This window comes from Marinomonas vaga, from assembly GCF_055388305.1.
In genome coordinates, this window is the sequence record NZ_AP043903.1 from 597,316 (window position 1) to 617,338 (window position 20,023).

Here is a 20,023-nt window from a genome sequence, read left to right on the forward strand (position 1 = left end):
AAACGGCGACCCGAGGGTCGCCGAACTAACACACATGCTTAAATGTGTCCGGTCATTATGCGGCTGCGCTTGCCACGGTCTCACCTTCAACCAGCGCCATTTGGGCTAGTTTTTCCATTAGGCGAACCACTTGGCAGCTGTAGCCGTATTCGTTGTCGTACCAAACGTATAGAGTCGCTTGGTTACCACGTACTTTTGTAGACAGTGAATCCAAGATTCCTGCTTGCTCACTACCGATGAAATCCGAGCTAACAGCATCAGATTCGGCACTGAAACCGATTTGACCTGCCAAGGCAGCGCTTGCTGAAGCATTTTTCAGCACTTCGTTAATCTCTTCGACGGAAGTACCAGCCTTTAGATTAAGACTTAACACTGCGATAGAAACGTTGATCACTGGAACACGGATAGCGCTACCACTTAGCTTGCCTTCTAGGGAAGGGATGGCTTTAGAAACGGCTTTTGCTGCGCCAGTTTCTGTCATAACCATGTTCATGGCTGCTGCACGTCCACGACGATCACCTTTGTGAACATTGTCAATTAGGTTTTGGTCGTTGGTGTAAGCGTGAACTGTCTCTACGTGACCAGATTCGATGCCGTATTTCGCTTCCAATACAGAAAGAATCGGAGTAATAGCATTGGTGGTACAAGATGCCGCAGACAAAATTTTGTCATCAAAATTGATGTCGCTGTCGTTCACACCGAACACAACGTTCTTCATCTCTTTACCAGGTGCAGTCAGCACAACACGCTCGATGCCAGGGCGAGCAAGATGCACGCTCAAGCCATCGTGATCACGCCAGCGGCCTGTGTTGTCAACAAGCAAGGCATTGTTGATACCAAATGCTGTGTAATCAACAGTGCTTGGATCCGATGCATAGATCACTTTAACGGGCTGACCATTGATAATGAGCTGTTCGTTTTCTGCGTCAGCTTTAACAACACCTTCGTAGGTGCCATGTACTGAATCAAATTTAAGTAGGCTAGCGCGTTTCGCTAGATCATTGTCGCAGGCTTTACGTACAACGATTGCGGCTAGGTGCATACCTGGCGTTGTATGGCCAAGAGTACACATACGACGAGCAAGCAATCGACCGATTCGACCGAAGCCGTACAGCACAACAGGCGTTGTAGATCCCGCCACAGCATTACCCGCTAGTGTCTCAAGATCTGCAGCAGCAAATACTTCTTCCAACTCAACGGTTGTGTTGGCGGTGTTGCCTTCGATCAGTTGCTCCAACACTTGATATACACGTGCTAGATCGATTTCAGGATATTGATCAAAAAGAGCCACTAATCCTGTGACAGAGTCAGACATAAGTGTTTGTCCAGCTAACTGAACTTTAACTGACTGCTCACGACCTAACTTACCCAAAAGAGGAATCATTGATTCAACTTTTGATACGGTTTCTATCCAAGTGTTTGCCATGTATCTGCCCCCGAGAAAAACAAACGATTTCTAACGATTTGGGCGCAGTTTACCCATTCAAAATGGCAAAAACAAATTGTAGCTCGACAACAAAAACCCTTTAAAATCGTGCATTTAAGGCGATTTTTTATGAAAACAACGTAATTCTGAAAGGTCTGTTATTAAATAACAACAATACATATAAAAGTCGGTTTTTAAGCCCTTTTAATCTAATAAAGTTACGTAATTTACTAACAGAAACTGGTGGAAACTTTCTTAAATTTTTTACACGTAACGCTTTCGTTCAGCCAAAAAACCTAAGAGACAGAAGCAAGCAAGGATAAAACTAGGGAGATATACCGAACTTATATGAGTCAGCAACCAATACACCATAGGCTGTCCCCATAAAGTCAAAAAGCCATATCCGAAGGTACACATCAAAACAAATGCACCAATACGGGCAAGGAAGAACCAATTGGCCACGGCACGTTTAAGCATACCATTAACATGATCACCGAAAATGACTAAAAGCGTCGCCACCAAGGCAAGGGAAATATCCTGTAGATAAGGTCGTAAGTTATACGCCAAAGAGGCGTTAAGATCATAAAGCACATTAATCATGAAGAAGCATTACCGAGCACGGCGCATCAGCGCCTCAACGTCAATTTGGCCAGAGGCTTGTTCTCGAGCAGGACGCGTATCCACATATAAAACGGACACATCAAAGGTGGTGTTGTGAAGTTCAATCTCAGTGCCATCGGACAATAACCAACGGGCTCTCCCAAAGCCATCGCGGACAAATCCTACATCAGGCTGGCCATATTTTTTAACTAACACATTACCCAAACTCGCCCGCTTTTCTTTACTCTCGACCACACCTGACATGGTAGCCTTCTCAACAAAATTAGACGTGTTGTAACGCACAGTCAGTTCACGAATTCCTAATATGCCCTCTTTTCCTAAGCTATAGCTGGCAATTCCAGCACGATAGGACGGATAAGGCTCTAAGCCCATTTTTTTAAGGTGCGCTTCAAAGGAAGACTTTGATAGGTCATTAAACCCAATACCAAATAGCTCTGCTCCTTTAGCATAGCTGGGGGCAACCACAGGTTCTGGCTCGGTCTGCTCTTGCGCAAAACTTTGTACGCTCACTAAACCCAACATTAGCGTAAACACTTGCAACGCAACTCGATAAAAAAACATGTTTCAACAAACCTAAATCTAATTTTAACCAAAAAGTCAGGAAGCGGATTTTACCTTTCTTTGATAATATAGCGCCATATTCCATACTTCATTGTAAACCACTTATCCATTTGAGGTAGCCCATGGCACTCGTAATTGGCGTAACCGGCATTTCTGGTAGCGGCAAAAGCCGTCTATGCTCACTGTTAGCAGAAGGCTTACAAGATAGACTGACCATAATTTGTCAGGATAGTTTCTACAAAGGCTGCGGCAGCATTGACCCTGATGTTTATAACTTTGATGATCTAAACTCGTTAGATTTGGAAAGCATCTCCCTTGCTATCCACAACTGCAAAAACCAAGAGCAGCCCAACGAAATCCCTGTGTACGATCACTCCCAACACAAGCGAGTTGGCTATCGTAACCTTGAGCCGAGTAAAGTCGTACTGGTTGAAGGGCACATGATGTTTCAAGATCCCGCTATCCGCGATGCTGTCGATTACCTTTTGTTTGTCGACACCGACATGGACATCGCCATCGTACGTCGATTGAAGCGCGATATCGCCGAGCGCGGACGTAATGTTAATGAGGTGACCAGCCGCTACATGCGCCATGTTCGCCAAGCATCATTAAAAACCATCGAGATTCGCAACAAAGCAGATTTCATTATTCCGAACAATAATAGCTTCACCAATGCGGCGAATTTATTACGCCATTATATTGAGTCATTATTAACGGAAAAAGGAGCCCGATAGGCTCCTTTTTTGATTCAAGACAAGATGTCAGTGTGACTATTTTTTGATGTCTTCAAAAAACTTCTTCACACCGTCAAACCAGCTCTTTTGCTTTGGCGAATGATCTGAATCATCCCCCATGCTGTCTGCCAGCTCTTGTAACAATTCTTTTTGGCGATCTGTCAGATTAACTGGCGTTTCAACTTGTACACGACAAATCAAATCCCCTACTGGGCCACCGCGTACAGGCTTAACACCCTTGTTACGCAAGCGGAACAATTTACCAGTCTGACATTCTGGTGTGACTTTCAAACGTACACGACCATCTAAAGTCGGCACGTCAATTTCGCCACCCAATGCTGCCGTAGCAAAACTGATCGGTACTTCGCAGTATAGGTTAGCGCCATCACGCTCAAAAATCGCGTGAGGTTTAACGGAGACTTGTACGAATAAGTCACCCGCTGGTCCACCATGAGTTCCGGCTTCCCCTTCCCCTGATAGGCGAATGCGATCGCCTGTATCAACCCCAGCTGGGATCTTAACATTCAGAGTCTTGTACTCTTGCTTACGACCTTGGCCGTGACAAGAGTTACACGGATCAGAGATGATCTGGCCTTGACCATGACACTCTGGACAGGTTTGCTGAACTGAGAAGAAACCTTGGGACATGCGCACTTGGCCAGCACCGCCACAGGTGCCACAAGTTTTCGGCTTAGAACCCGGTTTGGCACCAGAGCCATCACATACTTCACATTCCACAAGGGTTGGAATGCGGATCTTCTCTTCACAGCCCCATACTGCTTGCTCTAGGTCAAGCTCCAGGGTGTAACGTAAGTCAGAGCCACGACGGGTACGACTTTGTCCGCCACCGCCGCCGCCACCAAAGATGTCGCCAAATACGTCACCAAAGATGTCACTAAAACCGCCTGCACCACCGCCAAAGCCGCCTGCACCCGGCTGGCCATTTACGCCTTCGTGTCCGAAGCGATCATAGGCCGCGCGCTTGTCATCAGAAGACAGCACTTCGTAGGCTTCGGCGATTTCTTTAAATTTATCCAGTGCTTCTGGATTATCCGGATTTTTGTCCGGATGGTACTTGTTGGCTAACGAACGGTAAGACTTTTTGATGTCTTTTTTGTCCGCGTCTCGGCTTACACCAAGTACTTCATAATAATCACGTTTACTCATTGCAGGGTTTCCTGAATCTGTAGAGTGAGCTCTTTAGCCCGAAGACAGCAAAACACGGTGGCGTCCCGTGTTTTGCATAGTCCCTTCGGGACGACGATAAAACTAAGCTTTTGGCTTATTTTTTCTCGTCTTTTACTTCTTCAAACTCAGCATCCACTGCATCGTCTTGCTTCTGACCAGCCGCTTCTTCAGCACCGCCTTGGGCAGCACCTGCATCAGCTTGCTCGTATAGTTTTTGAGCTAGAGAGCCAGACGCTTGAGTCAACGCATTAGTTTTCTCTTCGATCTGATCTTTGTCGTTAGATTCTAGCGCAGCTTCAAGATCAGTGATCGCTTTTTCGATCGCTTCTTTCTCTTCTGCAGTCGCTTTATCACCCGCATCAGTCAGAGTTTTGCGCGTAGCGTGGATCATGCCGTCCGCAGTATTGCGAGCTTGTACAAGCTCTTCAAACTTACGGTCTTCTTCAGCATTCGCTTCTGCGTCTGCTACCATTTTTTCCACTTCATCATCGCTTAGACCTGAAGAGGCTTTGATTACGATAGACTGCTCTTTACCAGTCGCCTTATCTTTCGCAGAGATGCTCAAGATACCGTTGGCATCAATATCGAAGCTCACTTCGATTTGTGGCACACCACGTGGCGCTGGCGGAATGTCTGCAAGGTCAAAACGGCCTAGAGACTTGTTTTGAGACGCTTGTTTACGCTCACCCTGTAGGGCATGGATCGTTACAGCGTTCTGGTTATCTTCCGCAGTTGAGAATACTTGTGACTTCTTAGTTGGGATAGTCGTGTTCTTCTCGATAAGCGGAGTCATGACACCGCCCATTGTTTCGATACCTAGAGAAAGAGGCGTCACGTCTAGAAGAAGTACGTCTTTCACATCACCTGCAAGTACCGCACCTTGGATCGATGCACCGATTGCAACGGCTTCATCTGGGTTCACGTCTTTACGAGGCGCTTTACCAAAGAACTCAGTTACTTTCTCTTGTACAAGAGGCATACGCGTCTGACCACCAACTAGGATAACTTCGTCGATGTCAGAAGCAGATAGGTCTGCATCTTTTAGTGCTTGGCGGCAAGGCTCTAGGGACTTAGTCACTAGATCTTCAACCAAAGACTCAAGCTTAGAGCGAGTCAATTTAACGTTAAGGTGCTTAGGACCTGTTGCGTCAGCCGTGATGTAAGGAAGGTTCACTTCTGTCTGGCTAGAAGAAGACAACTCAACTTTCGCTTTCTCACCCGCTTCTTTTAGACGCTGTAGCGCTAATGGGTCGTTATGTAGATCAATACCTGTCTCTTTCTTGAACTCTGCAGCCAAGAATTCGATAACGCGCATGTCGAAGTCTTCACCACCTAGGAAGGTGTCACCGTTAGTCGACAATACTTCGAATTGCTTCTCGCCATCTACGTCAGCGATTTCGATGATAGAGATATCAAACGTACCACCACCCAAGTCGTAAACAGCAACCGTAGAGTCACCAGTCGCTTTGTCTAGACCGTAGGCTAGCGCCGCAGCAGTTGGCTCGTTAATGATACGCTTCACTTCAAGACCAGCGATCTTACCTGCGTCTTTCGTTGCTTGACGCTGAGAGTCGTTAAAGTAAGCCGGTACAGTGATAACGGCTTCTGTTACTTTTTCGCCTAGGTAGTCTTCTGCTGTTTTCTTCATTTTCTTAAGAACTTCAGCAGATACTTGTGGTGGCGCTTTCTTGTCGCCTTTCACTTCTACCCATGCATCACCGTTATCAGCGCTGATGATTTTGTAAGGCACCATAGAGATGTCTTTTTGAACCACGTCGTCTTGGAAACGACGACCGATCAGACGCTTAACAGCGAATAGAGTGTTCGTTGGGTTTGTTACCGCTTGGCGTTTCGCAGACTGACCTACTAGCGTCTCACCGTCTTCAGTGAATGCTACGATAGATGGGGTGGTGCGATCGCCTTCTGCGTTTTCAATTACGCGAGATTTGTCACCGTCTAGGACAGCAACACAAGAGTTGGTTGTACCTAAGTCAATACCAATGATTTTGCCCATGGTTTATCTCCAGTAAAAATTCGTTGTTCGTTTCGATAATTCTGTATTTGGGTGCAGTGATTTTAATTTCAAGAGCCCGGTGTCAAAAAAATGACAGTTTTTTAGGCAGCACTTGAAACCACTACCATCGCTGGGCGCAATAAACGGCCATTCAGCGTGTAACCTTTTTGAACCACATCCATAACGGTATTTGGTTCCATATTTGGGTTAGGCACCATTGTCATCGCTTGATGTAATTCTGGGTTGAACGGTTCACCCTGCGGATCAACGGCTACAACTTCAAAACGAGCCAAGGTTTCCACTAGGTCTTTGTACGTCAATTCAACTCCTTCACGCATTGGATCATTTTCAGACCCTTCCGCGGCAGAAGACAAAGCACGCTCCAAGTTATCGGCTACGGTAATCACCGATTTGGCGAATTTTTCCAACGCAAACTTGTGTGCTTTTTCAACATCCAGCTCAGCGCGACGGCGCACGTTTTGCGCGTCTGCTTGAGCACGTAATGCAGCTTCTCGGTAGGTCGCGACTTCTTCAAGCGCCTTAGCGAGCTCATCAGAAGCACCCGCTTCCTGAACTTCCTCAAGACCTTCTTCGGCCGTTGCGACTTCCTCTTCGTTTAGCAGTTCGTCCTGCTCGACTTCTTGGTTAGCTTTGTTCGGCTGATCACTCATTTTCATCTCCAAATAACAGGAAGTAATCACTGTCTGTGTGGGCTATATGGGGACACCTTTTAACCTTTCAACACCTAACCCCCATTAAATCTACGGAAATAATTTCTTTACGCCCCACTTGTCAAAAAACAACCAACTACTGTATAAATAACCATATCTATTTCGCCGTATCAGGAGCATCTCATGCTAACCAGTATCGCCATCTCAAATTTCGCCATTGTTGACTCTCTAGATCTTGAGCTCAAAAATGGCATGACCGCCATTTCAGGGGAAACCGGTGCCGGCAAATCCATCATGGTTGACGCCTTATCATTATGCTTAGGTGGGCGTACCGATGCAGGGGTTGTTCGACATGGGGAAAAGAAAGCCGATATCAGCGCCACCTTTGAGATAAGCAACTATCCAGACGTACAAGACTGGCTGGAAGAACGGGATTTAGAAAACGATCATCACTGCATACTGCGCCGGGTCATCACCAAAGAAGGTCGCTCTAAAGCCTACATTAATGGACGCCCTTGCACCCTTGCTGACCTAAAAGAGGCCGGCAGCTTTCTAGTGGACATTCATGGTCAACACGAACACCAGTCCCTATTAAAACGCAGCGCTCAACGCCAACAATTAGACGAGTATGGCCAGCTGACAGAGCTTGCCCGTCAAGTGCAATCGGAATACAGCGCCTGGAAAAAGCTACGTGAGGAATTGCACGCCAAGCAAAACCGCTCCACTGAAATGGAAGCGCGAGTACAGTTACTCTCCTATCAAGCAGAAGAGCTGTCTCAGCTTGATTTAAAGGAAGGCGAAATCGAGTCCCTTGAACAAGAGCAGTCTTTCTTGTCCAACATTGCTGACGCTCAATACAAGGCTTATCACGCCAGCGCCATCCTACGAGAAAGCGATGAAGGCAATGTGTGCTCCATGCTACATCAAGCCATTCAACAAGCCAGTAGTATTGAGCCGCCAACAAAAGAGCTCGAAAACGCCCTAGAGATGATGAACCAAGCTCTAATTCAAGCGGAAGAAGCGTCTTCTAGCTTAACCCATTACCAGGACACCCTTGAGCAAGATCCCGAGCGTTTGCAAGCCATCGAAAGCCGTTTAGAAGACATCTATGACACAGCGCGCAAACACAAGGTACTCCCAGAAGGTCTATTACTGTTGCGTGATGAAGTGGAAGCAGAACTAGACCAGCTTTCTGGTGGTGAAGAAAGCCTTGAAGCCCTTAAACTGAAAGAAGAGCAAAGCTACCAGCAGCTTACTACCAGCGCCACCTTGCTGACTGAAAAACGCATGCAAGCAAAAGAAGAATTGGCTCAACGAGTTGAGGAGCAAATTCACGGATTAGGCATGCCTTATGCGCGTTTCTACATTCATTGCCAACCCCTAGAACACATCAGCGCCAACGGCTTTGAAGAGATCGAATACATGATTGCTTCGAACCCAGGACAACCTGCTCAACCATTGCGAAAAGTTGCCTCCGGTGGTGAATTGTCACGCATCAGCCTAGGCATCCAAGTTGTCACTGCTAATACATCCGTGATTCCAACACTCGTATTTGACGAAGTAGACGTGGGCATCAGTGGCGGCATTGCAGAAGTCGTCGGACGCATGTTGCGTGCAGTGGGCGGACGAGGGCAAGTCTTCTGTGTGACACACTTAGCACAGGTTGCGGCCCAAGGGCATCAGCATTTGCGGGTAAGTAAAAGCGTGGCAAACAATGCTACCAGCTCTAAAGTAGAGTCCCTTGCGGAAATGAATAGAACGCAAGAAATTGCGCGTTTATTAGGGGGACTGGAGCTCACCGAGCAAACTCTCGCTCATGCGCAAGAGATGCTCGGTAACGTACAACTCCAATAGAGAGCGTTACACGCTTAGCCTTTCTTAGGGCGAACGTACAAAATCAGATTGTGATCTTCGATATCGTAGCCATGCTCGGCTGCGATTTCGTGTTGACGCTTCTCAATGATAGGGTCAACAAACTCAATCACTTTCCCTGTTTCTAGACAAATCATGTGATCGTGGTGATCGCCTTTCGCCAATTCAAATACCGCAGTACCCGCTTCAAAGTGATGACGAGCCACCAAACCCGCAGTTTCAAATTGGGTTAGCACACGGTAAACGGTTGCCAAGCCCACGTCTTCACCTTGCTCCAACAAAGTACGATACACATCGTCCGCACTCATATGATGGTCGCCTGCATTTTCAAGGATCTGTAAAATTTTCACACGCGGTAGCGTAACTTTCAGTCCTGCTTTCTTTAGTTCTTGATTTTCACTGCTCATGAGTCATTCTCTATTCGATCTTGTTAATAATTACTTTATCATTGGCTCACCAAACAAAGGATTTTACCAATGAAGAAAACGATTCTCCTGCTTTCAGCACTCTTCACTCTCAGTGCTTGCAGCCTACTACCGCAACCCTACAAACCAGCGGTTGAACAGGGCAACGTCATTAAAACAGAACAAGTGGAGCAACTCAAAATCGGAATGACCGAATCTCAGGTTATTTACGTTCTCGGCACGCCAATGGTGCGAGACACCTTCAAACCCGACGAGTGGCACTACTTATTCACTAGCCTCTACACCGATGAGAACAGCAAGTTAAGTGATGTAAAACACCTAACACTCACCTTTGACAGCGGCCTACTGCAAAGTATCCAGCAAAAGTAATCGTTTTATTTAGACGTTTTTGCTGCGCGGTTGGCTCGAGCCTGTTTCGGGTCAACCTTTAACTCTCGATAAATTTCCACACGCTCGCCAGGACGCAATACATGCTCCTCTGGATTACGAATGGCTTTACCAAAGATCCCCATTTTCGGCGCAGTCAAATCCAAACCAGGAAAAAACGCATCAATGTTTGACAGACGAACTGCCTCCATTGCCGTACAGCCTTCCTCGACATCCAAAGCTACGATTTTTTGTTTTTCGGGCAACGCATAGGCTACCTCGACGCGGATCTTATCCATATACGACTTTTGCTCTCTCGCTAAACGCTTCCACCATGGCATTGGTCACCTGACCAAATACACCACCAAAGGCAAACTTCAGTACACCTTTTAACTCAAAATCGATACTCAGCTCGATCTTGCAGCTGGTTTCAGACAGAGGCTGAAACGTCCACACACCATGCAAACGTTTAAACGGCCCTTCCACTAATGTCATTTCTACTTTCTCAGGCTCAGTAAGAATATTGCGTGTCGTAAACGACTGACTCACAGGACCTTTACCTACCTCTAATGTGGCCACGATCTCTTTGTCACTTTGAGACAAGGTTCGTGCACCCAAACAGCCCGGTAGAAATTGCGGGTATTGCTCAAAATCGTTTACCAAGTCAAACATCTGACGTTGACTGTAATTCACATGAGCAAACCTTTTTATATGACTCAAACTAAGCTCCTATCCATCCCGCCACTGTAATAAGAATCGCAGCGGGAATACTCACGTATTTTAACGTAGTGTACCACCAACGAAAATGCGTAGCGTTCTTAACCAACATTTCGTTCATCAGCATCTTTTTCGGCACCACCCATGCGACCAAGATTGACAAAGCAATGGCCGCCACAGGCAACATAATAAAAGAGGTCAGCTGATCGATGATTTCAAATAAATTCAAACCAAACAGCAATTTCGCGTCCCAATGGTTAAAGGACAAAACCACTGCCACACCGACCAGCCAAACACCAAGACCTAAAGTAAAGGCTGCTTTTAGACGACCAGTGTAAAAACGCTCATGGAGCCAAGCCACAAACAACTCCATCATAGAAATAGCTGACGTTAGCGCAGCCAAAACTAAGAGCGCAAAAAATAACAACCCAATCACCTGCCCTGCCGGCAAAGCGCCAAAAATCAGAGGCAAGGAAACAAAAGGCAAACTCGGACCCGCTGCCACATCCAAGCCAAACTTAAACGTCAGCGGAAAGATAACTAATGCCGCCAAAATCGAAACGATCAGATCCAGCCCTACGACAATCGTACAAGCCTTAGCGATGGACATACGCTTACTCATGTATGCGCCATAGGAGAACATTGCCCCTAACCCAACCCCTAAGCTAAATAACGCATGCCCAATGGCAGACAAGGCCACATCAAAGGTAAACCCACTCCAATCCCAACGGGTCAAAAAGAGCAACGCATCTGCACCTGCCCCCATCACCATGGAATAGACCGCCAGAATAAACAAAGTCACAATGAGAACGGGCAAAAGAATCCGCACCACATTCGACAAACCACGGGTCACCGCCTGCCCGACAGACAGCACTACTAGCCCCATAAACAAGGTATGCCAGAAAATCATCTCAACAGGCGAGGCCAAGAAGTCATCAAATACTGCTTGGGACTGAACCATATCCAGCCCTTGCAAAGCACCTGTCATTGCCCGTTGAGCGTAAGCGAATCCCCAACCAGCAATCACACTGTAAAAAGTCAGAATGAGCAGCCCCGTCGCGCCCGCCAGATAAGGAATCGCCACCCAAAAACGATGGATCACATGACGCTCAGCCAAATCATTGACCGTATCCACCGGGTTTGATCGTACCGTACGCCCTAATGCCACCTCAGCCATTAACATTGGCAGCCCCACTAGCAACAAACAGGCACAATAAATAAACAAGAACGCACCGCCGCCATTAGTCCCCAGCATATAAGGAAACTTCCAAATATTACCTAAACCAATCGCAGAACCTGCGGCGGCAAAAATAAATATCCAGGGACTGGACCAGATACCTTGTAAACAGCGACTCTCGGGCATACATTACGCTCTATTGTTTCAGGAGTAGTAGATTGCTCGCCTGTGCAAAGACACAGCTCGTCCTGCAATTGTGTAAAGAGTGGAATTTTCTTACATTAGGACGCATACCTCAAGAAAAGCATAGGTTTTTCCAACTATCGACCGTATAATTTTCGTCTATGAGTAAAGCAAAGAAAAAATCACCCAGTTCAGGCACCATCGCCCTTAACAAGCGCGCGCGCCATGAATACTTCATCGATCAGAAGTTCGAAGCAGGCCTACAGTTGGCCGGCTGGGAAGTAAAAAGCCTCCGTGAAGGCAAAGCCCAACTGGTGGATAGCTATGTCATCATCCACCAAAATGAAGCCTATCTGATCAATGCCCGCATCACGCCCTTACTAAGTGCCTCAACCCACGTAGTCTGCGAACCTTTGCGCATGCGCAAATTACTGATGCACCGTCGTGAAATCGACCGCATCATCCAGGTCACAGAGCAAAAAGGCAAAACCTGTGCGGCCATGGCATTGTACTGGAAAGGTAGCAAGATCAAATGTGAAGTAGCACTAGTGACCGGTAAAAAAGATCACGACAAACGGGATTCTGCCAAAGAACGTGATTGGGCTCGAGATAAAGAGCGCCTAATGAAGGCGAAAATCTAAGGCAAACGTGATTGATATATAAAAAGCTCACAAAGGTGGAGACGCCCACCTTTGTGAGAAAGTGCTTTTTCAAGCACACATCACTAAGGGAAACTCAACGCCTCTTTCTTAGCTGAGTATTTAGTCACTAATGAACTCGTCAACACAAACATGGCAATAACTAAAATAACCATACTCGAGAGCGCATTAATTTCAGGCTTAATACCGGTCGTCACCTCAGAGTAAATACGCATAGGCAACGTTGTAATCCCCGGCCCTGTCGTAAACGTCGTCATGACCAAGTTATCTAAAGACATTGCAAACGCCAACAAATAGGCCGACACAATAGCCGGTAAAATCGCCGGTAATGTCGCATGTAAAAATGCAGAAATAGGCCCGCATCCTAAATCCCTTGCCGCTTCTTCGGTAGATAAATCTAACGACGACATTCTCGCTGTAATAATCACCGATGAAAAACACATCGCAAGAGTGGTGTGAGCAATGATCACAGTGGCATAGCCGCGATCAATATGAAAAGCGGTAAACATCAACATCAAAGACAACCCTGTAATCACTTCAGGCAGCACTAAAGGCGCAATCGTCATCCCCAAAAAAATGGGTCTTGTTTTAAAACGTTTCATGCGGACGACTACGCAACTGATTAGTGTTCCCATAATGACCGCCAATGTCGACGCGACCAATGCAATACGTATCGTGACCCAAGCAGGGCCCCAATAAGAGCCATTGGTAAACAAGGTTTCATACCAGCGGGTAGATGGGTGCGTCCAGACAGTCACCATAGTCGAATCGTTAAAACTCAGAATAACCAGAGTTAAAATAGGCAAATACAAAAATGCCAAGCCAATGCCCAAAGATGTGAGGCTGAACCAAGTAAATTTACGATGCATTTTTATGCCTCCTTATCTTTTTTAAACACTTGCGACAGAATGATCGGAACCACCAAAAACATCATCAAAAAGATTGAAATCGCAGCCGCAATAGGCCAATCACCATTGGTAAAGAACTCAGTCCATAGCACACGTCCAATCACGGGCGTTGAAGAGTTACCCAACAGGCTTGGTACAATGAACTCGCCTGTCACGGGAATAAACACGAGAAAACATCCAGCCAAGATCCCGGGAAGACTTAACGGTAACGTAATGAAATAAAATGCTTTTGTGTGACTGCAACCGAGATCTCTTGCGGCTTCATATACGCTATTATCGAGTTTTTCCAACGTTGCAAAAACAGGAAAAATCATCAAAGGCAGATAGGCATACACCAACCCCAAATACACGGCAAAATTTGTATTTAGGATCGTTAGAGGAGTATCAATCACCCCCAATGCGATCAACAAGTGATTGATGACTCCTTCTTTACTGAGCAATACCATCCATGCATAAATACGAATCAAGAACGAGCACCAAAACGTTAGATTGATAGCCATGATAAGCTTGGGTTTCCAAGATGCTGGAGCACAGGACATCCCGTAGGCAATTGGAAAACCAATTATCAGACACCAAAAAACAGTAATGGCCGCCATTTCTAGACTATTCAAGTAGGACGCAAAATAGACCCTATCCTGAAAGACAGTAATAAAGTTCTCGACGTCCAACTCAGATAAATACTGCCAGACACCTTCCAAACCACGCTGCACTTCCAAAATCGGCGTATAGGGTGGAATAGAGAAAGCTGGATCAGACAGCGAAATACCTAAAATGATGAATAAAGGCGCTATGAAAAACAGTAGCAACCAGCCATATGGAATGCCGATTAAGACCCAACGATTGTAAAATAACTTGCTCATATTCACCTCAGCGCACCAGCAATTGTCCGTCTTGCGGATACCATGACACCCACACAACATCTCCTTCCGCAAAATGCTCTGTGTGTAATCGCTGACTGTTGGTCATTTGCGCCAAAACAGGTTTATCAAGGCCCACATCCACGTAATACGTTGACAGGTTGCCAAGGTAAGCGACATCGATAATAGTGCCCTTTAAGTAATTAGAACTGTCTTCTTCGTAATCTCGACTGACAGCCATTTTCTCCGGACGAACGTTGAGATACTTTATATTTCCGGAAGGAACACCAGTCAGTTCCGGTGCAACCAGAACGGTGTCTACTTTATCGAGGCAAAATTGCCATCCTGATTCTTTGACCGCATTGACGTGCCCACAAAACACATTGGTATCCCCGACAAACTCGGCCACATGACGACTCACTGGGTTCTCGTAGGTTTCTAACGGTGTTGAAACTTGCACAAGATGACCGTGATCCATGATTCCAATACGATTGGCTACTGTCATCGCCTCCTCTTGATCGTGCGTCACTATTACAAAAGTGGTTCCCAGCTGATGCTGGATATCCATCAGCTCAAGTTGGGTTTCGCGACGTAATTTTTTATCGAGTGCCGCCATGGGTTCATCAAGCAACAACATTTTGGGGCGTCGTGCTAGGGAACGAGCTAACGCAATGCGTTGACGCTGCCCCCCCGAAATTTGTCCGGGCTTGCGGCGTGCAAACTTTTCCATTTGTACCAACGACAACATTTCGGCCACACGGGAATGAATCTCGTCTTTCGCCATATTTAATCGCTTCAAACCAAACGCAATGTTTTGCTCCAAGGTAAGGTGTGGAAACAAAGCATAGGACTGAAACATCATATTTATTGGGCGTTTTTCTGGAGGAATCGACACCATATTCTCACCGTTTAATAAAATCTGACCGGAAGTAGGCGTCTCGAAGCCTGCTAGCATTCGTAACAAAGTACTTTTGCCACAGCCAGAAGGCCCAAGTAGTGCAAAAAACTCTTTTTCATAAATATTGAGAGACAAATCATTGATTGCCGTGAAGCTATGGAAGCTTTTTGAAATGCCTCGAATTTCAATTAAGGGAGTACGAGATTCTGTGTCGCGGCCAAACTGGCCTGCCGAGTTAATTACCGATTTTTCTGTTAAAGCCAGCATAACTTTTCCTAAACGTCTGAGGTTGGAAGCGTTTGTAGACATATTAAGCTCCAACCAAATTGACCACTTTTGCCTCTAAAGGCGGATACCATTCGTTAAAAGGGTAAAACTCATGGCCTCTACGTTTAGCCACAAAAGGGTCAAGTTGAATCTTTAAATCAAAAGTTGAATCAGTGAAGCAAGTCTGTAATGGCAGTTACCGTCATCACATATCGCGTTTCATCTTCACCAGTCCAAACATCTGCGAAATTAGCCCCGTAGGCACGCACATCCAAAGACCACGCTCGATCTAACTGCTTTGAAATGCCGACATTCCAGTTTCTATCACTGCTATCTTGGCTAATAGCCCCGGTCGTTTTTGATTGAGTCCAACCCTCATACGCCCCTGACACGCGCCATTGCTCTGAGAGTGCATAGCTCGCTTGCTGGCTTAACAAAGTGTTATCAAAGTTGGTGTAATACTTCACCAATAATCCGAGATCGAATTTTGGTGTCAGGCGATAATTAACCTTAGCGTTCAAGGTGTTACCGAAATGACCAGTATCGTCGTACGCAAAACGCCATGCGTTCAGATCTACATTCAGACGCTCAGTTAAACGTGCTCGATAACCTACATATATGTCGTACTCATACTCATTTTCATCCACTTTATACAAACCGTAAGGGGTATGCGCACAGTCACAAATTCCGCTCGATCCCCAAGCCCCTAAGTAATAACCTTGAGGCGCGTTGTACTCGATAAATGGTTGAAAGGCCGGCTTATTATTGGTCTGTGTATTGCCACCGATAATATAGTTACTGGTCAAAGACATACCGAGAATCAAAGCACCATCATTAGGCGGCGCCAATTTACCCGTCTGGGCGGCGGCTAAGTTAATGTCACTCGCCTCTTCAGAAAATGCCTGAGAAGTAGTTAATGAAATCAGCAAAGCCGGTAAAACAATTTTTTTTAGTTCCTTCATGATATTTCCTCATGGATTAATCGTTATATGTTTGTTTTAAGCGCTTTCATTAGTTGGGTTCATAAGTGGTGCGTAGACATGCTCTGTCCACCAATTGTGTTTCTCCTTATTGGGTTGTTGAATGACTTCGCAGTCGAGATCGAAACGCATGACGCTTCGTGTATTGGATTCGTATAAAGGCCAATTCAATGAATTGATGGTTGGGTTGGCATTCGGTGTGCCATGATGAATAAACGACAGCACTCGCTGGAAGAATGCTTGGGATAAGGTTTCACGCTCTTGTGTTTGCTCAGAATTCGCCGGTGCTTGAATGAGCTCACAGGCCGCCTCGTCGTTCGGACGACCAAAGAAAAATGGCAACTCGCAGGAGTGCATGGCCTTGAATGTGCTATTCACTTCCCAGTCAAATCGATACATCCAAACCTTGTTTTGACGTGCCGACATCTCCTCTGCAAACCACGTGATGGGGCTCACGAAGCCACAGTCACTCATGATCATAAGCCCCAACTCCCCTTCGCTAAGCGTTGGGTGAAACGTCCGATATTGAGCGACAACTTTCTCTTTTACGCGATCGCTAAGATTGCCATAAAGGTCCGCCATTTTTTGGGCGGGCCAATTTAACATGGCCTCTTCCGCCATGACCCAAAGACCGGCCTCATAGTTGGTATACCCCAACATAATATCGATCCCATCCAACATTCCTGCTCGAATGGCACGATACGGTTCGTTATCTGAAAACACCTCATCTACACAGGGGTAAAACAACCCATCTAAATCAAATAGGTGATCTTCTCCCGTCACACTGTTTGCAAGACGGTTAAACACATTTTGCGCCGCATCGGCTTGCATAACTTCGAACGAGTCATAGCCAAGACGCGCCATAAATTGCTTCGCGATAGTCTGAGAGAAACGCTTATCGTGGCGGGATAGTTTGTTCGGAGCCTCGCCAAATCCGGCCGGTCCTTTAACATTACTCATTAGGATGGCACGTTTAACTTTGCCCTTAAGACGACCACTCGCCAGCAACCAACTGATGTCCATCCCGCCTGCTGATTCTCCTGCGATCGTGACATTACCTGGGTCTGCGCCAAACGCTTCGGCATTGGATAGGATCCACTCAACTGCCATTAGTTGATCCATTAAGCCGTTACAAGATGATCCTAAGTAGTCCTCTCCGCCTAGCTCGCTGACATCCATAAACCCCATCATGCCTAAGCGGTAATTTAACGAGGCAAAAACAATATTGCCCTGCTCAGCCATGACTTCGCCGTTGTACATTCGACTTCGGCTCCCCTCCATGTGGTTTGCGCCACCATGAATCCATATAAACAGCGGACGCTTGGCTTGCTCATTTTCTGGCTTCCACACATTCAGCGTTAGGCAGTCTTCTGAACCAAAATAACCTTCCCCTACTGGGGTATTTTCATCAATAAAGTCGGCAACTTCATGTTCAGCTCCCATCATTTGTAGCGATGGCGAACCAAATTGCGTCGCTTCAAACGGTGTTTGCCACGGTTTAACCGGCTGTGTTGCCTTAAAACGTAACGCACCGATTGGCGGCTGTGCGTAAGGAATCCCCAAGAAGCTAGACACACGCCCACTTTCAAGCACTTTCCCGACAATAGGACCGGTACTGGTCATCACAACACCGGTTAGTTTCACCTCAGACATATTCACCTCAAATAGACGCAGCAATCCCTGCCACGGCAACTAGCATATTTTTTAAAAGTTAGAGAAAGTGCCTAACGTGTCAGGCACTAAGGTATAAGCGCGTTTACACTATTGCGCGCTGCGGAACTCAGACCACTTACGCTGTAAGTAACGACTCTGCTTAGCCGTTAATGGCCCTCCCATGAACAAACGCGCTAGCGTCGTTTCGGGTGGGTACAACATAGGGTTATTCACCATTTCTGGCGGCAAGTAGGCTTTTGCGCCTTCGACAGGGGTTGGGAAGCCAGTAAGCATCGACATTCTCGCCGAAACCTTAGGTTCAAGTAGGTAATTCATGAAGGCATTCGCAGCCTCTGAATTCGGAGCGTTATTTGGGATCGCGATCGTTGTCATCCACGCCATAGCGCCTTCTTTCGGAATAACGTAATCCAGCTCGACACCATTATTAGCTTTTTGCGCAATCATATTGGCGTGAGTGATGGAGCCAGAGAACCCCAATACAGCACAAGCAGAACCATTCGCCATATCGGTTTCAAATTTACCCGTATCCAAGTACACGTACTGACGAATTTCAGACAGTTTTTCCATCACCTTATCAACGGTTTCTTTATCCATCTTGGTTGGATCAAGATTGAGGTACGCGGCCATTGCTGGGATCACATCAAATGCAGAATCGACTAAATAAAGGCCACACTTTTGTAATTTCTGCGCGTACTGCGGCTCAAATATCAAGCCCCAGCTATTGGTTGGAGCGGTACTTAAATCCAAATGCTGGCCGATCAATTTCTTATTCAAACCGAGTCCTGTACTGCCCCATGCAGCAATAGCTGCGTACTCTAAAGTCGGATCGGACTGTCGCAGCAAATAGCGCATTTCAATATTGAGGTTTTTCATATTCGGCACTTTCGCCGGGTCGTACTTTTGCATGGCACCTACGGCAATTTCCCGTTGCAAATACGGCACAGCGGAAGGTATTACGATGTCGTATCCAGCTTGCCCTGACAGCAACTTGGTTTCCAACATGGCGTCAGAGCTGTAGTTATCTTGTTGTACTTTATAGCCTGTTTGCTCGGTGAAACCGTCTAATACCTGCTTATCAAAAATTCCGGCCCAACTGTATAAATGTAATGTGTCGTCCTTGGCCATGGCAGGTAGCGTCGTTAATGACAGCAGGACAGACAGTGAAACGCTTTTAATTTTTTTCATCATTTGTGTTCCTTTTTTGCGATTCAATTTGTTATGTCGGTTTAATAAATGAGTATCAACTTCCCGATACGCGATACATGGAAACGATGAGGGTGTTCTCCCCCTCAAAGTCATCAACTGTGCCAATAAACATGCTTTTATTTAGCCAATCGTGTGGACCTTCTGGAGCGATAAATTTGGGGTTAGTACGTAGATAATGTCCGTCTTTTGAGCCGTCTTCAGGCTGCGCCGATCGCCAAATACCTTGATTATCAATCAGGATAATTTGCCCGTTATCCGCTTTTAGTCGATATACGGCACCAATCTCCGCCACACCATCATTGCGCTCTAATGACACATCTGCGCCACCTGGAATCACAACCCCAGAAATATTTGGACCTTTAAAGTAGCCCCCTGTAATGGGGTAATTCTTACGACACCCGTCATGGGTTTTACCCATGTCTTCTGTCGGGCCTAGTTCGACATAAACGCGGAACGCCAGCTCCACTTGGAAACGGCCAGAATCATCTGGTGCCATCAATGCTTTCTCGATATGTTGACTCATTGTTATGTGTGCCTCGATTTTCATTAGTAATAAAAAGTAGAATGCGTTACACTAAAAATACTAGAACACATTCTATTTTTAAACAATAGGCAGAAT

The 20,023-nt window shown here is 46.3% G+C and carries 21 protein-coding genes; 4 read left to right on the top strand and 17 right to left on the bottom strand.

The window, feature by feature from the left end; genetic code table 11:
• Nucleotides 1-55: 55 nt before the first annotated feature.
• From ACZ5DR_RS02770 to ACZ5DR_RS02780, 3 genes are all read right to left on the bottom strand, one after another.
• Nucleotides 56-1,426: a glyceraldehyde-3-phosphate dehydrogenase gene (locus tag ACZ5DR_RS02770; RefSeq protein WP_377364253.1), complete on the bottom strand. Its 1,371-nt coding sequence runs from the start codon at nucleotides 1,424-1,426 to the stop codon at nucleotides 56-58.
• A gap of 264 nt (nucleotides 1,427-1,690) precedes the next feature.
• On the bottom strand, nucleotides 1,691-2,026 hold the full coding sequence (locus tag ACZ5DR_RS02775; protein WP_377364255.1) for a DUF3392 domain-containing protein: 336 nt from the start codon (nucleotides 2,024-2,026) through the stop codon (nucleotides 1,691-1,693).
• A 9-nt stretch (nucleotides 2,027-2,035) separates the two neighbouring features.
• On the bottom strand, nucleotides 2,036-2,608 hold the full coding sequence (locus ACZ5DR_RS02780) for a hypothetical protein (RefSeq protein WP_377364257.1): 573 nt from the start codon (nucleotides 2,606-2,608) through the stop codon (nucleotides 2,036-2,038).
• Nucleotides 2,609-2,730: 122 nt separating this feature from the next.
• Between ACZ5DR_RS02780 and ACZ5DR_RS02785 the strand changes: the two genes are divergently transcribed.
• The gene (locus tag ACZ5DR_RS02785; protein ID WP_377364259.1) at nucleotides 2,731-3,342 is read left to right on the top strand and encodes a uridine kinase family protein; all 612 of its coding nucleotides are present in this window, start codon (nucleotides 2,731-2,733) and stop codon (nucleotides 3,340-3,342) included.
• Nucleotides 3,343-3,378: 36 nt separating this feature from the next.
• Here ACZ5DR_RS02785 and dnaJ read toward each other — a convergent pair whose 3' ends face one another.
• The 3 genes from dnaJ to grpE form a co-directional block, all read right to left on the bottom strand.
• Nucleotides 3,379-4,509: a molecular chaperone DnaJ gene (gene dnaJ / locus ACZ5DR_RS02790; protein WP_377364261.1), complete on the bottom strand. Its 1,131-nt coding sequence runs from the start codon at nucleotides 4,507-4,509 to the stop codon at nucleotides 3,379-3,381.
• 115 nt (nucleotides 4,510-4,624) lie between these two features.
• Complete coding sequence (dnaK, locus tag ACZ5DR_RS02795; RefSeq protein WP_377364263.1) at nucleotides 4,625-6,544, bottom strand: molecular chaperone DnaK; 1,920 nt, start codon at nucleotides 6,542-6,544, stop codon at nucleotides 4,625-4,627.
• A 101-nt stretch (nucleotides 6,545-6,645) separates the two neighbouring features.
• Nucleotides 6,646-7,215 (bottom strand): nucleotide exchange factor GrpE, encoded by a 570-nt coding sequence (gene grpE / locus ACZ5DR_RS02800; protein WP_377364265.1) that lies wholly within the window; start codon nucleotides 7,213-7,215, stop codon nucleotides 6,646-6,648.
• 183 nt (nucleotides 7,216-7,398) lie between these two features.
• On the opposite strand from grpE, the gene recN reads away from it, so the two are divergent.
• Complete coding sequence (gene recN, locus ACZ5DR_RS02805; protein WP_377364267.1) at nucleotides 7,399-9,069, top strand: DNA repair protein RecN; 1,671 nt, start codon at nucleotides 7,399-7,401, stop codon at nucleotides 9,067-9,069.
• 14 nt (nucleotides 9,070-9,083) lie between these two features.
• Here recN and fur read toward each other — a convergent pair whose 3' ends face one another.
• Complete coding sequence (fur, locus tag ACZ5DR_RS02810) at nucleotides 9,084-9,494, bottom strand: ferric iron uptake transcriptional regulator (RefSeq protein WP_377364269.1); 411 nt, start codon at nucleotides 9,492-9,494, stop codon at nucleotides 9,084-9,086.
• Between the two features lie 69 nt (nucleotides 9,495-9,563).
• Here fur and ACZ5DR_RS02815 point away from each other — a divergent pair, with 69 nt between their 5' ends.
• Entirely contained in the window at nucleotides 9,564-9,881 is a 318-nt protein-coding gene (locus ACZ5DR_RS02815; RefSeq protein ID WP_377364271.1) for an outer membrane protein assembly factor BamE, read from the top strand.
• A 5-nt stretch (nucleotides 9,882-9,886) separates the two neighbouring features.
• On the opposite strand, the gene ACZ5DR_RS02820 is transcribed toward ACZ5DR_RS02815, so the two are convergent.
• Genes ACZ5DR_RS02820 through ACZ5DR_RS02830 form a run of 3 tightly spaced genes read right to left on the bottom strand, consistent with a single transcriptional unit; the run spans nucleotide 9,887 to nucleotide 11,958 of the window.
• Nucleotides 9,887-10,177 carry an RnfH family protein gene (locus ACZ5DR_RS02820; RefSeq protein ID WP_377364273.1) on the bottom strand — a complete coding sequence of 97 codons (291 nt, stop codon included), beginning with the start codon at nucleotides 10,175-10,177 and terminating at the stop codon, nucleotides 9,887-9,889.
• Complete coding sequence (locus ACZ5DR_RS02825) at nucleotides 10,170-10,598, bottom strand: type II toxin-antitoxin system RatA family toxin (protein ID WP_377364275.1); 429 nt, start codon at nucleotides 10,596-10,598, stop codon at nucleotides 10,170-10,172. Before ACZ5DR_RS02825 ends, ACZ5DR_RS02820 begins: the two co-directional genes overlap by 8 nt.
• A gap of 1 nt (nucleotide 10,599) precedes the next feature.
• On the bottom strand, nucleotides 10,600-11,958 hold the full coding sequence (locus tag ACZ5DR_RS02830) for a sodium-dependent transporter (protein WP_377364277.1): 1,359 nt from the start codon (nucleotides 11,956-11,958) through the stop codon (nucleotides 10,600-10,602).
• A gap of 158 nt (nucleotides 11,959-12,116) precedes the next feature.
• Between ACZ5DR_RS02830 and smpB the strand changes: the two genes are divergently transcribed.
• A complete protein-coding gene (gene smpB / locus ACZ5DR_RS02835) occupies nucleotides 12,117-12,596 on the top strand; it encodes an SsrA-binding protein SmpB (protein WP_377364279.1) in 480 nt (159 codons plus the stop codon).
• Nucleotides 12,597-12,679: 83 nt separating this feature from the next.
• Here smpB and ACZ5DR_RS02840 read toward each other — a convergent pair whose 3' ends face one another.
• From ACZ5DR_RS02840 to ACZ5DR_RS02870, 7 genes are all read right to left on the bottom strand, one after another.
• Nucleotides 12,680-13,483 carry an ABC transporter permease gene (locus ACZ5DR_RS02840; RefSeq protein WP_377364282.1) on the bottom strand — a complete coding sequence of 268 codons (804 nt, stop codon included), beginning with the start codon at nucleotides 13,481-13,483 and terminating at the stop codon, nucleotides 12,680-12,682.
• 2 nt (nucleotides 13,484-13,485) lie between these two features.
• The gene (locus tag ACZ5DR_RS02845) at nucleotides 13,486-14,382 is read right to left on the bottom strand and encodes an ABC transporter permease (RefSeq protein WP_377364284.1); all 897 of its coding nucleotides are present in this window, start codon (nucleotides 14,380-14,382) and stop codon (nucleotides 13,486-13,488) included.
• A gap of 7 nt (nucleotides 14,383-14,389) precedes the next feature.
• Nucleotides 14,390-15,586, bottom strand: a complete 1,197-nt coding sequence (locus ACZ5DR_RS02850) for an ABC transporter ATP-binding protein (protein WP_464543852.1) — start codon at nucleotides 15,584-15,586, stop codon at nucleotides 14,390-14,392.
• Between the two features lie 128 nt (nucleotides 15,587-15,714).
• The gene (locus ACZ5DR_RS02855; protein ID WP_377364286.1) at nucleotides 15,715-16,506 is read right to left on the bottom strand and encodes a TorF family putative porin; all 792 of its coding nucleotides are present in this window, start codon (nucleotides 16,504-16,506) and stop codon (nucleotides 15,715-15,717) included.
• Nucleotides 16,507-16,542: 36 nt separating this feature from the next.
• Nucleotides 16,543-18,177 (bottom strand): carboxylesterase/lipase family protein, encoded by a 1,635-nt coding sequence (locus ACZ5DR_RS02860; RefSeq protein WP_377364288.1) that lies wholly within the window; start codon nucleotides 18,175-18,177, stop codon nucleotides 16,543-16,545.
• A 108-nt stretch (nucleotides 18,178-18,285) separates the two neighbouring features.
• Nucleotides 18,286-19,386 carry an extracellular solute-binding protein gene (locus tag ACZ5DR_RS02865; RefSeq protein ID WP_377364290.1) on the bottom strand — a complete coding sequence of 367 codons (1,101 nt, stop codon included), beginning with the start codon at nucleotides 19,384-19,386 and terminating at the stop codon, nucleotides 18,286-18,288.
• A gap of 52 nt (nucleotides 19,387-19,438) precedes the next feature.
• Nucleotides 19,439-19,927 (bottom strand): DUF3237 domain-containing protein, encoded by a 489-nt coding sequence (locus ACZ5DR_RS02870; protein WP_377364292.1) that lies wholly within the window; start codon nucleotides 19,925-19,927, stop codon nucleotides 19,439-19,441.
• Between the last annotated feature and the right edge of the window lie 96 nt (nucleotides 19,928-20,023).